Here is a 13816-nt window from a genome sequence, read left to right as displayed (position 1 = left end):
CTTCACCGTCGGGGACGTGACCCCCGGCCCCAACCACGGCCGCACCCCGACCGAACACTGTGGCGTCTCCCCTGCTCCTTGAGAGCTTGGGGCAGCATCAAGGCGATGGTCGCCATCGCCCTCAAGGCCGAGGAAGTCGCCTGGACGTCTTCGTGACCGGCAAGCACCACAACCGCCGTTCGTCCCAAGTCCTTCTTCGACGTGATCGATCCGGACGCCCTCACCGGGAAGCCGGTCCTGATCGCGGCGACGGGCGGTACCGCCCGCCACTCCCTGGTCCTTGACCACGCCGTGCGCCCGCTCTTCGCCCACCTCCGCGCCGTCGTCGTCCCCACCGCCGTGTTCGCGGCCTCCGAGGACCGGGGCTCGGGAGGAGACGCGTACACCGACGGCCTTCCCGGCCGCGTCCGCCGGGCGGGCACCGAACTCGCGGCGCTCATGGCGGCGCGCCCGGCGGGTGAAGAGCCCGAGGACGACGTCACCGTCCTCGCACGGCAACTCGCCGACCTGCGTTTCGACTGAGAGGGGCCCTCGGGGCGGGCGACGGCGGGGTGGTGGTGCACATGGTTCATACTGATCCGCCGTATGAGCGTGAACCGAGTGACGACAAGGACCGTGCCCGAGGAACCCGAGGGTGTACGGACGCCCCTTCGGGGCAGGGACGCCGAACTGGCGTTCATCGAGGGGCGGCTCGACGCGCTCGACCGGGGCGAAGGCGGGATCATCCGCGTCGAAGGCCCCGTCGGGATCGGCAGGTCCAGGCTCCTCGCGGAGTCCGCGGCGGCGGCGCGGAGGCGCGGGACGAGGGTGTTCGAGGGAGCGGCGGACCCCGACGAACAGTTCGTGCCGCTCGGCCCGCTCCTCGACGGTCTGCTCTCCGGCGAGGAACCGCTGTCGGGCGCCGGCCGTCTCAGGGACCTCGCCACGACGCCAGGTCAGCGCTTCTGGCTGCTCCAGGAACTGGGGGACCGCCTGCGGGAGACGGCTCGAAACGGCCCCCTGCTCGTCGTCCTCGACGACCTCCAGTGGTGCGACGACCTGACCCTTCTCACCTTCAACACCCTCGCGGCCGGGCTCTCGTCGCACGCCATCCTGTGGCTGGTCGCCGTGCGCGGCGGCAGCGTGCCGTCGGGAGTGCGCACGACCCTGGACCGGATCCGGAAGGCAGGCGCACACGAACTGGCGTTGGGGGCGCTGGACGACCGGGCGATCACACGGATCACCGAGGACGTCCTCGGCGCCGCTCCCGACCCGGACGTCCTCCGCGTCGCCCGCCGCGCCGAAGGAGTCCCGCAGCTGCTGGTCGAGCTGGCCGGTTCGCTTCGGGAGGCAGTGACGATCGAGAACGGCACGGCCGGGCTGCCGGCCGGACCACCCGCCCCACGGGAACTCCTTTCCGTCGTGCGCCGCCTCGACCAGCTGTCCGACGAGGCACGGGAGTTGGTGCAGACGGCGGCCGTCGTCGGCGCCCCGGTCACCGTCGCGCTGCTGGCCGAACTGCTCGGCAGGTCCTCGGCCGCACTCATCACAGCGGTACGGGAATCCCTCGACGCCGATCTGCTCACCGAAAGCGGCGATCGCCTCGCCTTCCGCCACGACCTGGTCCGCGAGGCGGTCGAAGCCGGCCTGCCCCTGCCCCTGCGTCAGGCCCTGCGTGGCCAGGCCGCCGGGCTGTCGCCGGGGAGCGCGGCCTTCCCCGCCGGGCGTCTCGGGCCTTCGGCCGGGAGGGCGGCACCGGCAGGTGCGGCGGTGGCCGGGAAAGCGGGACCGGGAGACTCGGCGGAGGCCGACCGGCTGCGCATCGCCGCTGCGGAACTCGCGGCCACCGCTCCCGGGCCCGCCGCGGAACACAGCCTCAAGGCCCTGGAACTCACCACGGCGGACGCTCCGGAGCGTCCGAGGATCATCGCCGAGACGATCCCGCTGCTCTGGCAGACGGGCCGGGCCGCCCAGGCGCGTGAGCTGGGAGTCTGTGCACTGGCGACCGGCGGTCCCGGAGCTGAGGACGAGGCGCGCATCCGCCTTGCCCTGGCCCGGCTCGCCGCACCGTTCGACTTCTCCGAGGCGGCCCGGCAGGCCCGTACCGGGGCGGCACTGCCCGGGATCCCCGTGGGGGTGAGGGGGCGACTGCTCGCCATGCTCGCCGTTGCCCTGTCGATGGCGGGCGAGCACTCGGCGGCCGAGCGGGTGGCCGCGGAGGCGTGGGAGACCGCGGCGGCGGCGGGGGACCGCTCCGCCGAGGCCACGTTGACGACGGTCCGCTCGGCCGTGAGTTTCCACCGCATGGACCTGACCGAGGCGTTCCGGCAGGCCGAGCGGGCCGCCGCGCTGGCCGACGCACTGGGCGTCAGCACCTCGCTGTGGGTTCCGGAGGCCTTGTGGCACGCTCTCCTGTCGAACACCACCGGACGCCCGGCGGAGGCGCTCGCCGCCGCGGAGGAGGGCATCCGCGTCACCCGGGAGCAGGGCCGGACGGTGGCCACCCGTATGTGGCTCATGACCAGGTCCCGCATCCTTCTGGAGGCCGGACGGCTGACGGAGGCCCGGGCCGACGCCGAAGCCGCGTCCGCGACGACCGACGATCTTGGCCCGGGCAACCTCGCCGACGTCACGCTCCGGTACGTGATGATGCGCGTCGCCCTCCACACCGACGACCGGCGGACCGCACGGGTGTACGCGGCCCAGGCGAGGCGCATGCGGAGCGACGGCGCACCCGTCGTCCGGCACTTCGGCTCCTGGATGCTGGCGCTGATGGCCGACTCCGAAGACCGGCCCGACCGCGCCATGGCCGAACTCGACGAGGTGATGACGTCGCCCGCCGCGGACCGGCCGGCCTACGCCGGTCTGGTCGACCCCGCCGACGCCCCGGTCCTCGTCCGCCTGGCGTTGCGCGCCGGCGCGCACGAACGGGCCGCGCAGGCAGTGGCCCTGTCCGAGCGACTGGCCGTGCTCAACCCCGACCTCACGTTCCTCGCCGCGACCGCCGCGCACGCCCGGGGGCTCCTCGACAACGACCTCGCCCCTCTCGTACGCGCCGTCAGACTGTACGAGGACTGCCCTCGGCCGTTGGCCCGGGCGTCGGCACTGGAGGACGCCGGGCGCAAGCTGGCGGCCACCCGCAAGTCCGAAGCGGTGCCGTACTTCGACACGGCCCTCGCGCTCTACGTGCGAGCGGGCGCCGAGCGGGACGTCGCACGCGTCCGCCGGCGCCTGCGGGCCGCCGGTGTCCGCCGCCGCCCCTCGACGCCCGGACTCTCCGGTGCATGGCCCGAACTGACGGCCGCGGAGATACGGGTGGTACGGCTCGTGGCCCGGGGGCTGACCAACCGACAGGTGGCCGAGCACCTCTCCCTCTCGCCGCACACGGTGGGTTCGCACCTGCGCCGGGCCTTCACCAAGCTGGACCTCACCTCACGCGTGGAGCTGACCCGGTTGGTGAAGCATCGCGACAGCGCAGAGTAGTCGCTTCGTATCCCCCGTGGGTGCCGGGGCAATGGGCGATTCGTGTGATGTGCCGACGCCGTCGTTTCCTCAGAATGATCAAGAGCCGCGGAAGTAGGAAGTCCGCGGGGAACCGTTGATCGAAAGAGGAACAGCGCATGACCGCAAGGCTCCAGCGAGCCCGTCCCGGAAGCCCCGAGCTCCAGGCGCTTGTCGATGAGCTCGCGGAGCGGCTCGGCCGGTCCGTCGCCGTCGACGACCCGCTGGTCCGCCTGGTCTGCACGAGCCGCCACTTCGGTGACGAGGACCCGGTCCGCATCGGCACCCTGTTGCAGGGCCGCGCGGACAATGCGGCCATCCGCTACGTCCTCGCCCAGGGCGTGACCCAGTGGTCCCGGGCCGGATTCATCGACGGCCGTGACGATCTCGGACTGCTGCCCCGGTACGTCGCGCCCCTGCGCGAGCGCGGGCATCTCCTCGGACTGCTCATGGTCGTCGTGCCCGAGAAGACGCTCGCGGAGCACGAGACACGTGCCATCGCCCGGGCCGCGGACGCCATGGCGGCCCAGATGCACGGAGAGCACATCGCGACCGACACCCGGAAGACGGACGAGCAGGACCTCGTCCTCTCACTCGTCGCCGCCGACGTCGCCACCCGCACCACCGCACAGCGGCGGGGCAAGGAACTCGGACTGCTCGGAGCTGCCGAGCACGTCCTGGTCACCGTCGTCCGGCTGAGCTGCGCCACCGAGCTCGTACGGCAGTCGGAGGCGGCCCTGTGGGGGGCGCTGGAGGGGTTCCGGCAGACGCGTTCGGCCCAGGGGCTCCTGGCGATCGGCAAGGAGCGGGCGATACTTCTCCAGCTGCGCGACCGCCCACCCGGCCAGGACGAGGTCACCGCCCAGTCCGCTCGTATCCTGGACGAACTCCGCACCTTCCTGGGCCCGTCGGCGGCCCCCGTGATCGGCGTCGGCGGTCGGCACCCGGGCCTGGACGACGCCTGGACGTCGTACGAGCAGGCGCTCGTGGCGACACGCGCGGCACGCCGACTGCCCACCCTGAAGAGCGCCGGTGACTGGGAGCTGCTCGGGGAGCTCGCGGTGCTGTTCCAGCTCCCCGAGCACGCCCTGAACGCGTCTTTGGTCCCGAAGCCGCTCCGTGCCTTGAGCGGCACTCATGGCGGCGACCGCCTGCGGGACACCCTGCGCTCATTCCTCGAACACGCGGGCTCGATTCCCCGGACCGCGGACACGCTGGGAATCCACCGCACCTCGCTCTACTACCGCCTGCGCCAGATCCAGGAGATCACCGGGCTCGACCTCGACGACGGCGCCCACAGGCTCACTCTGCACCTCGGCCTCAGGATCGAGGAACTCCTCGCCCCGGGCGGCGAAGGAGCCCTCTGACCAGGGCCCCTCCGACCACGGCCCCTCCGACCACAAACGTGCTTCGACAAAGCGAGAAGGATTCACGGCCCGATTCCTACAGCTCGCGGTGGTGCGGGCGGCGGGCCCCATTCGATGATGTTCGGGACGGGCGGGACCGATGTACCGCCTCTGACCAGGGGAGAGGTCATGAAGGAACTGATCACGACGGACGGCGTACGGCTCGCGTACGAGGACACCGGCGGCGAGGGCGTCCCGCTGGTGATGCTGCACGGCTGGGGGCAGACGCAGGCGATGTTCCGCCACCAGACCGAGGGGCTGGCGCCCGGCCGTCGCGTCGTCACCGTCGACCTCCGCGGCCACGGCAAGTCCGGCAAACCGCACCACGGCCACCGCATCGCCCGGCTCTCCCGCGATGTGCTCGAACTCGTCGACCATCTCGGTCTCGACCGTTTCGACGCACTGGGCTGGTCCATGGGTGTCTCGGTGTGGTGGAGCTTCATCGACCAGTACGGGACCGGACGGATCCGGCGCTTCGTCGCCGTCGACCAGCCCGCCGCGGTCGCCGCCGTGCCCTGGATGACCGAGCGGGAACAGCGGGACTGCGGTGCCATCTTCGACGTGTCGGGGCTGCTGTACCTGGGTGCGTCCCTCGCGGGGCCGGAGGGCGACACGGTCCGCGCCGACTTCGTGCGCGGTATGTTCTCCGGCGATCCCGATCCCGAGGTGCTGGCCTTCGTCGGCGAGGAGGTCCGGTCGACACCCGCCCACGCGGGCGTACCGCTCCTGTTCGACCACTGCGCGCAGGACTGGCGCGACGTGCTTCCCCGGATCGACGTGCCGACCCTGGTGATCGGCTGTGAGGGAAGCCATGTGCACCCCGATTCGCAGGCCTTCGTCGCCGAGCGGATTCCCGGCGCACGCCTGCACGTCTTCGCCTCCGACGTGGCGAGCTCGCACTTCCCCTTCCTGGAGAACCCGCCGGCCTTCAACGCCGTGGTGGAGAAGTTCCTGGCCGAGGAGGCGGCGCACGGGGCGTGAATCCGCCCTCCGCCCGCACGCACCTACGGCTAGGAACCCTCATGACCCTCACACTGATGTCCCGTGCGCCCGAACAGGTGCCCCGGGAAGCGCCCGATCCGACCTCGCCCCCCTCCCGCCCGGGGTGGCTGGTCCAGATGCTCTCCGAGATGCCGGAGACGAACGACCGGAGCCACGTCTACCTCGGCGTTCATGTCCGTGGGCGGGTCACCGTCGTCCACGAGCGCGCCAAGACCCTGTTGGAGCCGAACGACCTGGTCTTCTGCGACCCGGCCCGACGACATCTGCTGCAGTTCGGAGAGGACTGCCAGATGATCTTCTTCCGGGTGCCCCGGTGCTATCTGGGCGTCACGGAGCCGGAACTGAACCAGGTGCTCGGCGTACCCGTACGCGGCGGGGAGGGGATCGGGGCGCTGGCGTCCGACTTCCTGACCGCGCTCGCCGCCAAGGCGGAGTTCCGCCGGTCCACGATCGGGGACCGGCGTGCCCGGACGGCCGTACACCTCCTCTCCGTCCTGGTCATGGAACTCCTCGAAGCGGATACGACGGACGAGGCGGACGACGCGTCCGGGGCCGTCAACGAGATGCTGTCCCGTATCCACGGCTACATCGAAGAACACCTGATGGACCAGGACCTCTCACCGGAGTCGATCGCACGCGCCCACCACATCTCCGTCCGCTACCTGCAGAAGCTCTTCCAGAACGACGGCAGCACGGTGAGCCAGTGGGTGCGGCAGCGCAGGCTTGAGTTCTGCCGGTTCGAGCTGGGCCGCTCCCACCGGAGGGTCACCATGGCCGCGGTGGCACACCGTTGGGGCTTCAGCAGCCCGTCGCACTTCAGCCGCACCTTCCGCGGGGCCTACGGCATGAGCCCCAGCGAATGGCAGGCGCTGGCGACATCGGCCTTCGCGACGACGTCTGCCGGTGCCCAGGACGAGCGAAGGCGCTGAGACGCGTGTGCGCCGTCGTGCCGGCGCGGATGCGCGCACGTACAAGAAGAGCCACTTCCCCGGCCCTACCGTGAGGAACCCTCGCACGGACCGCTTGCCGCATTCCGGGCCGCGACCGACCGTCGTGGCGACGCCCCACACGTGGCTCGACACCGAGAAGAGACAACGCATGACCAACCCCACCGTCGTCCTCGTGCACGGTGCCTTCGCCGACGCGACAGGCTGGATAGGCGTCATCTCGGAACTACGGAGCAGCGGTATCCCGGTCATCGCGCCGTCGAACCCGCTGCGGGGCCTGACGTCGGACGCCGCCTACCTCGCCTCCGTCCTGGCCCAGGTCGAAGGCCCGGCCGTACTCGTCGGCCACGCGTACGGCGGTGCGCTGATCACCGTGGCCGGCGCAGCGGAGAACGTCGTGGGGCTCGTCTACGTGGCCGCCTACGTGCCCCACGAGGGCGAGAGCCTCGGCCGGCTCCAGGGAAGCTTCCCCGAGTCCCCGCTGACGGGCAGCCTGAAGGAGTGGACCTACCCGCTCCTCGACGGCGACTGCGGAGTCGAGGTCACCATCGAGGAGACGGCCTTTCCCTCCGTGTTCGCGGCGGACGTGCCCGCGGACGTCGCCGGCGCCCTGGCGGCGGCCCAACGCCCGCTCGCCACCGCCGCCTTCACCGAGACCGCGTCCGCGGCGGCGTGGCGGACCAAACCGTCCTGGGCCCTGGTGGCCGGGGCGGACCGCACGATCGGCCCCGAGGTCCAGCGCTTCGGCGCCGCCCGGGCCGGAGCCGTCGCCGTCGAACTCCCGGACGCCTCCCACGCCGTCCTCCTGTCCGAGCCCACACGGGTCGCCGACCTGATCAGAGAAGCGGTACGGGCGACGAGCTGACCGACCGGCCTCCGCGACGGCAGCAGCGGAACCGGACCGGCCGGGGTGCCACCCCTGCTCCGCGCCCAGCAGCGACCGCGGGCCCGGTCCCGGCCCATGGTCCGGCGCCCGCAGCAGGGCCTCGACCTCGCCGTGCATCACCGGCCGGTGCCATCGGCGCGCGGCCGGAACCGGGTGGTGCTGAGGCACGGCGTCGGCGCGGTGCACAGCGGGCGGTGCCACGTCCTCGGCGTGATCCTCCAGAATGCGCGGTTGCGGCCTTGCGCGGCGCCCTGCGCGGTCCCCGCGCCCAGGCCTGCGGCGAACTCGTCCACGACCGGTGCGCCGGTCCGTTCTGCCGCCTCGCTCCAGCAGACCGAAAACGGCCGCGTCGGCCCTGCTCAGCGGCGCTCCGCTGACGAGAGACCCCGCCGCTGCCGGTCAAGTGCCGCTGGAGAAGCGCCGAATCGCGGCTACGTACGGTCCTTGTGCGACGACGGGAAGCACACCGGCCCGCGTCGTCCCACGAACCCGCGAATCGACATGAGGAGAAGTGGCACCCGTATGCAAGACGTACAAGGGGCGCGAGTCACACCGGCGAGCGGCACCCCGAATTGCCTGGGAGCGGCCCTGCTGGAGTCGCTCGCACGGGAGATGAGCGCGCTCGCCGAGGAGACGTCCGTGCTGTTGAGGACGTCCGCGGAGAGCCTCACCCCGGAAGCGGATATTTTTATTCAAATTGCCCGCAGGAACGTTCCACGCTGGCACTTCGCCATGCTCAACGACACCGCTCGCAACGAGGCCCTGGTCACCTCGCTGGAGCGGGGCATCCCGTCCGGCGCAAGGGTCCTCGACATCGGCTCGGGCAGCGGGCTGCTCGCCGTCGCCGCGGCGCGAGCCGGCGCAGGCCGGGTGTTCACCTGCGAGATGAACCCCCTGCTCGCGGAGGTCACCCGCAACATCGTGGACGCCCACGGCCTGTCCGACGTGATCACCGTGATCGGCAGGCCCTCCACCGAACTCGACGCCGAACGCGACCTGGGCGGACCCGTGGATGTCCTCGTGTCCGAGATCGTCGACTGCGGCCTGATCGGTGAGGGGCTGCTGCCCTCGGTGCGGCACGCCCGCGAGCACCTGCTCACACCCGGCGGCATCATGCTGCCCTCGGTGGGCCGGCTGCGCGGCCAACTGGCCAGCAGCGATGCGGTGCTCCGGCTCAACCAGGTCACCGCGGCCAGTGGCATCGACGTCTCGCTCATGAACATGCTGGCCACCCGAGGCCACTTCCCGGTCCGGCTCCACACCTGGCCGCACCAATTGCTGTCCGAGGCCGTCCCGGTCGCCACGTTCGACCTGGCGCGCGACGCCCTGCAACCCGGTGAGAGCGCTCTGACGATCCCCGCCACCGCCGACGGGGAGGCCCAGGCGCTGGTGGTCTGGTTCGAGCTGGACATGGGCCACGGCATCGTCCTGTCCAACTCGCCGGACCACCCCGGGTCGCACTGGATGCAGGGCTGGATCCCCCTGGACAAACCCGTGCCGACCAAGGCGGGCGAGCCCGTACCGCTGCGGCTGTCCTGGAGCGACTTCAGCCTGCGCGTACGGGTCTGACCCCGCACCGGCGTCACAAGGGCGCCGCAGCACATCCCCATCCGCCTGCGAACCAAGAGGCCAGCGATGAGTCACGTTCCCGTCCACGTCCCGTTCGAACTCAGCGGGGCAGAACTGCGCGACGCGGTGGTCCAGTACGCCACCGCCCCGATCTACCACGACAACCTGGACTGGCTGAACCACGACAACCCCTACCGCCGCCAGCTCAGGCCCCAGGTCCTGCCGCACCTCGACTTCGACAGCACACCCGCACGCGACGGCATCCTCAACTATGCGAGCCTCGCCGCGCAGCGCGTTCTGACCAGCATCTACGAGGCCGACCTGGTGTTCTTCCCGAAGTCCGGCCTACAGGGCAAGGAGGAGGACTTCAAGGCCTTCTACAGTCCCGCCAACCGGGCTCTCGGCGAGCGGATCAGGCCGGCCCTGGAACGCTACGCCTTCGGTTTCCTCGACGACGAGGTGGAGACCTCGGGCACCTGGACCGCCGAGAGTCTCGACGCCTACCTCGACTCCCTGGACGCCGGCGCCCCGGCACAGGCGTCGCCCGCCGAGCAGGCCGTCCGCGGCTCCGCCGACCAGGAGCGGGCGGCCCGCATGTGGCTGGTCCAGTTCATCCCGGACTTCCTCTCCGAGGCGTCGCCGATGATGCGGAACGTACTCGGCTACTACGGACCCGCCCAGTCCGAGTGGTTCAAGGTCCTCATAGACGAGTACGGCTACGGCGTCCACGAGACCAAGCACAGCACCCTGTTCGAGAAGACCCTGGAGTCGGTCGGGCTGGCGTCCGAGCTCCACCGGTACTGGCAGTACTACCTCAACAGCAGCCTGCTGATGAACAATTACTTCCACTACCTGGGCAAGAACCACGAGCTGTTCTTCCGCTACGTGGGCGCGCTCTATTACACCGAGACCTCCCTGGTCGACTTCTGCCGCCGCGCCGACCGGCTGTTGAAGGACGTCTTCGGGGAATCGGTCGACACGACCTACTTCACCGAGCACGTCCACATCGACCAGCACCACGGCCGGATGGCCCGGGAGAAGATCATCAAGCCGCTGGTCGAGGCCCACGGCGAGGGGATCATTCCGGAGATCGTGCGCGGCATCGAGGAGTACCGGGTGCTCCTGGACGTCGCCGACTTCGACTTCGGGGAGCAGATCGCCTGGATGGACGCCCAGCCGGAGCTGAAGAAGCTGCACGGCCCCGTCCACGCGGCCATCAGCGAGGGCCGCGTACAAGCGCCCGTGGCCCATCTCGTCGAACCCTTCAACGAGCTCTCCAACACGCACTGCCACGAGGGCGACGAGCTCTGCCACATCGTCTCCGGCACCATGCGCTTCGAAAGCGGTCTGGGTTCCTCGCTGACCCTGGAGGCCGGCGAGGGCGTGGTCATCAAACGAAACCGACTGCACGGCGCGGACATCCTGTCCGACGAGTGCGTCTACGAGATCCACTCCGTAGGGGATTACCGGAAGTGCCTGTCGTGACGTTCGCCGCCGAGGGGCGGGACAACTGTGCGGTCGTGGCCGGAACACCCTACGTCTACGCCACGGCCCGGGGCCAAGGGTTCGTGATGCGGGCCGACTGCTCGCACCGCGGCGGCCCGCTCCACCTGGCCGACCTGGCCGAGGACGGCATCCGGCTCGTGTGTCCCTGGCACGAGCGCAAGACCTCGTTGACCCGGCTGCGCGCGCAGATCCCGGCGGTGCGCACCGGCAACAGGGTCACCGCGGTCCTGCCCGACCGGCCGCGGGCCGGTGGCCGGCCCGCGCCGCGGGCGGCCTGTCCCGGTGCGGTCCTGGAGCACCGGCCGCTGTCACCCGGGCTTTCCCGGCCGGTGGCGCGTGCGACGCCCTGAGACCGGCCGGTGTTCCACAGATGTCCTGTGCGCGGCCCGCTCCTTGGGCTGCGCACCGGACCACGGACGACCACACGCGAGGAGAGCGGATCATGGGCACGGACGGTGGGAAGCCGTTGCTGCTGCTGATAGGCAGCAGCGCCCGGCGCAGCCGGGAGTTCATCCTCAAGGCGGTCAGCGGCCGCTATGCGCTCTGGCTGCTGCAACCGGCCCCGGTGACCTGGGAGGAGCCCTACGTCGTCGGCGGCACACAGGTGGACAACACCGACCCCGGACTCCTCGTCGAGGCCGCGCGTCAGGTGGCCGCCGAGCGCGAGGTGGCCGGAGTGTTCTGCTACGACGAGGGCCTGGTCACCCCGGCCGCCCACGTCGCGCGGGCGCTCGGCCTGCCGGGCAACCCGCCCGATACGGTCATCGCGTGCCGCGACAAGATGGCCACCCGCATCGCGCTGGAGCGGGCCTCGGTCGCCCAGCCCGCCTCGATCGGCGTGTGCTCCCTCGACGAGGCGCACGAGGCGGCGCGGAAGCTGGGCTTCCCGGTCGTGCTCAAGCCCCGCGGCCTGGCCGGGAGCATGGGCGTACGCCGGGCCGACGGCTCCGAGGACGTGGCGGGTGCCTACCTGGCGGCGTCCGGCGCGTCCTACCCGGGCGTGCCCGTCTTCGAGACCTCCGTACTCGTCGAGGAGTACGTCGAGGGCCCTGAAATCAGCGTCGACGCCGTGTTCTTCGAAGGTGAGGGCACACCGCTCGCGGTGGCCCGCAAGCACGTGGGGCTCGCGCCGTTCTTCGAGGAGACCGGCCACGACGTCGACGCGGCCGACCCGCTGCTGACCGACCCCGGCCTGCTGGATGCACTGCGCGCCAGCCACGCCGCGCTCGGTTTCCACACCGGCGTCAGTCACACCGAGTTCCGCCTCACCGCGGACGGCCCCCGGCTCATGGAGGTCAATGCCCGCCTCGGCGGCGACATGATCCCCTACCTCGGCGAGCTTGCCACCGGCGTCGACGTGGCCCTGGCCGCGGCCGATGTCGCGGCGGGATGCCGGCCCCGGACCGAGCAGACCCGCCGCCGGGCCGCGGCGATCGCCTTTCTGTACCCCGAGCGGGACGTCGAGATCGAGACGGTGGCCGTGCACGAGGACCGGTTCACCCCCGAGATCCACAGCGCCGACGCCATGGCCGACCCGGGCGCCGTGCTGCGGCTGCCGCCACGCGGCTACATCTCCCGCTACGCCCGCGTCATCGCGCTCGCCGACACCGTCGAGCAGGCGCGGACCGCGCTTGAGCAGGCGACGCACATCGTCGAGCTCACGCACCGACCGGCCGAGGAGCCCGCCCGATGACCGAGCAGAAGTCCGCCGCCCCCGGCGGCGGACCGCACCCCTCCGTCATGCAGGCCCTGCGTGGCATCCCGGGCCCCGTCCGGCTCGTACTCGTCGGCATGCTGGTCAACCGGCTCGGCAACTTCCTCCAGATCTTCCTGATCCTCTACCTCACCGCCAAGGGCTTCTCCGCGACCGAGGCGGGCCTGGCGCTCGGTGCCTACGGCGCGGGCTCCGTGGTCGGCGTCCTGATGGGCGGCTCGGCCTCCGACCGCATCGGACACGCCTGGACCATCGCCGGCTCCATGGCGCTCGCCGGGCTCGGCACGCTGATCCTGCCCCACTTCGACGTCCTGCCCCCGATCATCGTGGTGTCCGCGCTCATCGGGCTCCTCGCACAGATGTACCGCCCGGCATCCGCGGCCCTCCTGGTGGAACGCACTCCCGAGGACCACCACGTCATGGTGTTCGCGGTCTACCGCATGGCGTTCAACCTCGGCACCACGGTCGGTCCACTGCTCGGCGCCCTCCTGATCAGCCACTCGTACCACGTCATCTTCTACCTTGAGGCCGCGGCGCAACTGGTGTTCGCCGTCTTCGCCCTGACCCTCGCGCGCTCCGGCGGCGGCTCCGCGCAGCCGTCGGCCGAAGACCACACACCGGGGCAGTCCCACTCGTACACGGCCGTGCTGCGGGACACCCGCTACGTGCTGTTCCTGCTCGCGCTGTTCCTCAACGCCGTCGTCTACATCCAGCACACCTCGGCACTGCCGCTCCAGATCAAGGCCGACGGACACGGCGTGGGGTTCTACTCCGCGCTCCTGTCGCTGAACGCCGTCATGGTCATCTGTCTGGAGCTGCTGTTCACGAAGTACGTGCAGCAACTGCCGGGACGGATCGCCGTAACCCTGGGCGTCGGCCTTGTCGGCGTCGGCATGAACCTGTACGTGGCCGGGCCCGGCATGGCCGTGTACGTGGTGGCCACGATTGTGTGGACGTCGGGCGAGATGATCGGCACCCCGACGGCCTCCGCCTGGCCGGGCCGGGTCGCCCCCGGGCAGTTGCGGGGCCGCTACATCGCCGCCGCCGCGTTCCCGATGCAGATCGGCTACGCGATCGGCCCGGTGCTCGGCGTCGCCGCATGGCAGGCGTCCTCGGCGTCGGTCTGGTGGCTGTCCGGGGTGCTCACCGCCGGGGCCGTCGCCGCCGCCTGGGTCGGCATGCGCGACCCGCGTGCCGGCAAGCCCGCCGACGCGGGCCCGGCCGTCGGGCCGGCCGATTCCGCCGAGCCGGTGGGCGGCGGCACTCCGGCCGCCAAGGACACCCGCTGACTTCCGCCCCTCTCCCT

10 protein-coding genes and 3 pseudogenes are annotated in these 13816 nt (G+C 71.3%); all 13 read left to right on the top strand.

The genetic code is table 11. The annotated features are described in order from the left end of the window. Positions 1-202: pseudogene (locus ACWGIG_RS07935) on the top strand (hypothetical protein); the annotation flags it as partial. Further along, a pseudogene (locus ACWGIG_RS07930) lies at positions 187-522 on the top strand (NAD(P)H-dependent oxidoreductase); the annotation flags it as partial. The pseudogenes ACWGIG_RS07935 and ACWGIG_RS07930, both read left to right, overlap by 16 nt. Positions 523-585: 63 nt before the next feature. Then, positions 586-3462 (top strand): AAA family ATPase, encoded by a 2877-nt coding sequence (locus tag ACWGIG_RS07925; RefSeq protein WP_453320664.1) that lies wholly within the window; start codon positions 586-588, stop codon positions 3460-3462. A 137-nt stretch (positions 3463-3599) separates the two neighbouring features. Beyond that, entirely contained in the window at positions 3600-4847 is a 1248-nt protein-coding gene (locus ACWGIG_RS07920; RefSeq protein ID WP_453320663.1) for a PucR family transcriptional regulator, read from the top strand. 168 nt (positions 4848-5015) lie between these two features. Then, positions 5016-5867 (top strand): alpha/beta fold hydrolase, encoded by an 852-nt coding sequence (locus ACWGIG_RS07915; protein ID WP_453320662.1) that lies wholly within the window; start codon positions 5016-5018, stop codon positions 5865-5867. Positions 5868-5908: 41 nt separating this feature from the next. Continuing rightward, positions 5909-6817 carry a helix-turn-helix domain-containing protein gene (locus tag ACWGIG_RS07910; RefSeq protein WP_453320661.1) on the top strand — a complete coding sequence of 303 codons (909 nt, stop codon included), beginning with the start codon at positions 5909-5911 and terminating at the stop codon, positions 6815-6817. Between the two features lie 169 nt (positions 6818-6986). Further along, positions 6987-7700 (top strand): alpha/beta hydrolase, encoded by a 714-nt coding sequence (locus ACWGIG_RS07905; RefSeq protein WP_453320660.1) that lies wholly within the window; start codon positions 6987-6989, stop codon positions 7698-7700. 45 nt (positions 7701-7745) lie between these two features. After that, positions 7746-7937, top strand: a pseudogene (locus tag ACWGIG_RS07900) (2OG-Fe(II) oxygenase); the annotation flags it as partial. 306 nt (positions 7938-8243) lie between these two features. Beyond that, positions 8244-9290 (top strand): 50S ribosomal protein L11 methyltransferase, encoded by a 1047-nt coding sequence (locus tag ACWGIG_RS07895; protein WP_453320667.1) that lies wholly within the window; start codon positions 8244-8246, stop codon positions 9288-9290. Positions 9291-9356: 66 nt separating this feature from the next. After that, positions 9357-10775: an iron-containing redox enzyme family protein gene (locus ACWGIG_RS07890; protein WP_453320659.1), complete on the top strand. Its 1419-nt coding sequence runs from the start codon at positions 9357-9359 to the stop codon at positions 10773-10775. Further along, positions 10763-11146: a Rieske 2Fe-2S domain-containing protein gene (locus ACWGIG_RS07885; RefSeq protein WP_453320658.1), complete on the top strand. Its 384-nt coding sequence runs from the start codon at positions 10763-10765 to the stop codon at positions 11144-11146. The genes ACWGIG_RS07890 and ACWGIG_RS07885 overlap by 13 nt, the downstream gene beginning before the upstream one ends. A 92-nt stretch (positions 11147-11238) precedes the next feature. Then, positions 11239-12489, top strand: a complete 1251-nt coding sequence (locus ACWGIG_RS07880) for an ATP-grasp domain-containing protein (protein ID WP_453320657.1) — start codon at positions 11239-11241, stop codon at positions 12487-12489. Next, positions 12486-13799, top strand: coding sequence for an MFS transporter (locus ACWGIG_RS07875; protein ID WP_453320656.1), 1314 nt, complete (start codon positions 12486-12488; stop codon positions 13797-13799). The genes ACWGIG_RS07880 and ACWGIG_RS07875 overlap by 4 nt, the downstream gene beginning before the upstream one ends. The last annotated feature ends 17 nt before the right edge of the window (positions 13800-13816 follow it).

The organism is Streptomyces sp. NPDC054863 (assembly GCF_053610825.1).
Note: the sequence above shows the minus strand (reverse complement) of the source record. Positions and strands in the feature narration are given on the sequence as shown.

What these genes read in the sequence shown, in the direction of transcription:
- ACWGIG_RS07925 (WP_453320664.1), top strand. Translation starts at nt 586, where the DNA reads ATGAGCGTGAACCGAGTGACGACAAGGACCGTGCCCGAGGAACCCGAG.
- ACWGIG_RS07920 (WP_453320663.1), top strand. Translation starts at nt 3,600, where the DNA reads ATGACCGCAAGGCTCCAGCGAGCCCGTCCCGGAAGCCCCGAGCTCCAG.
- ACWGIG_RS07915 (WP_453320662.1), top strand. Translation starts at nt 5,016, where the DNA reads ATGAAGGAACTGATCACGACGGACGGCGTACGGCTCGCGTACGAGGAC.
- ACWGIG_RS07910 (WP_453320661.1), top strand. Translation starts at nt 5,909, where the DNA reads ATGACCCTCACACTGATGTCCCGTGCGCCCGAACAGGTGCCCCGGGAA.
- ACWGIG_RS07905 (WP_453320660.1), top strand. Translation starts at nt 6,987, where the DNA reads ATGACCAACCCCACCGTCGTCCTCGTGCACGGTGCCTTCGCCGACGCG.
- ACWGIG_RS07895 (WP_453320667.1), top strand. Translation starts at nt 8,244, where the DNA reads ATGCAAGACGTACAAGGGGCGCGAGTCACACCGGCGAGCGGCACCCCG.
- ACWGIG_RS07890 (WP_453320659.1), top strand. Translation starts at nt 9,357, where the DNA reads ATGAGTCACGTTCCCGTCCACGTCCCGTTCGAACTCAGCGGGGCAGAA.
- ACWGIG_RS07880 (WP_453320657.1), top strand. Translation starts at nt 11,239, where the DNA reads ATGGGCACGGACGGTGGGAAGCCGTTGCTGCTGCTGATAGGCAGCAGC.
- ACWGIG_RS07875 (WP_453320656.1), top strand. Translation starts at nt 12,486, where the DNA reads ATGACCGAGCAGAAGTCCGCCGCCCCCGGCGGCGGACCGCACCCCTCC.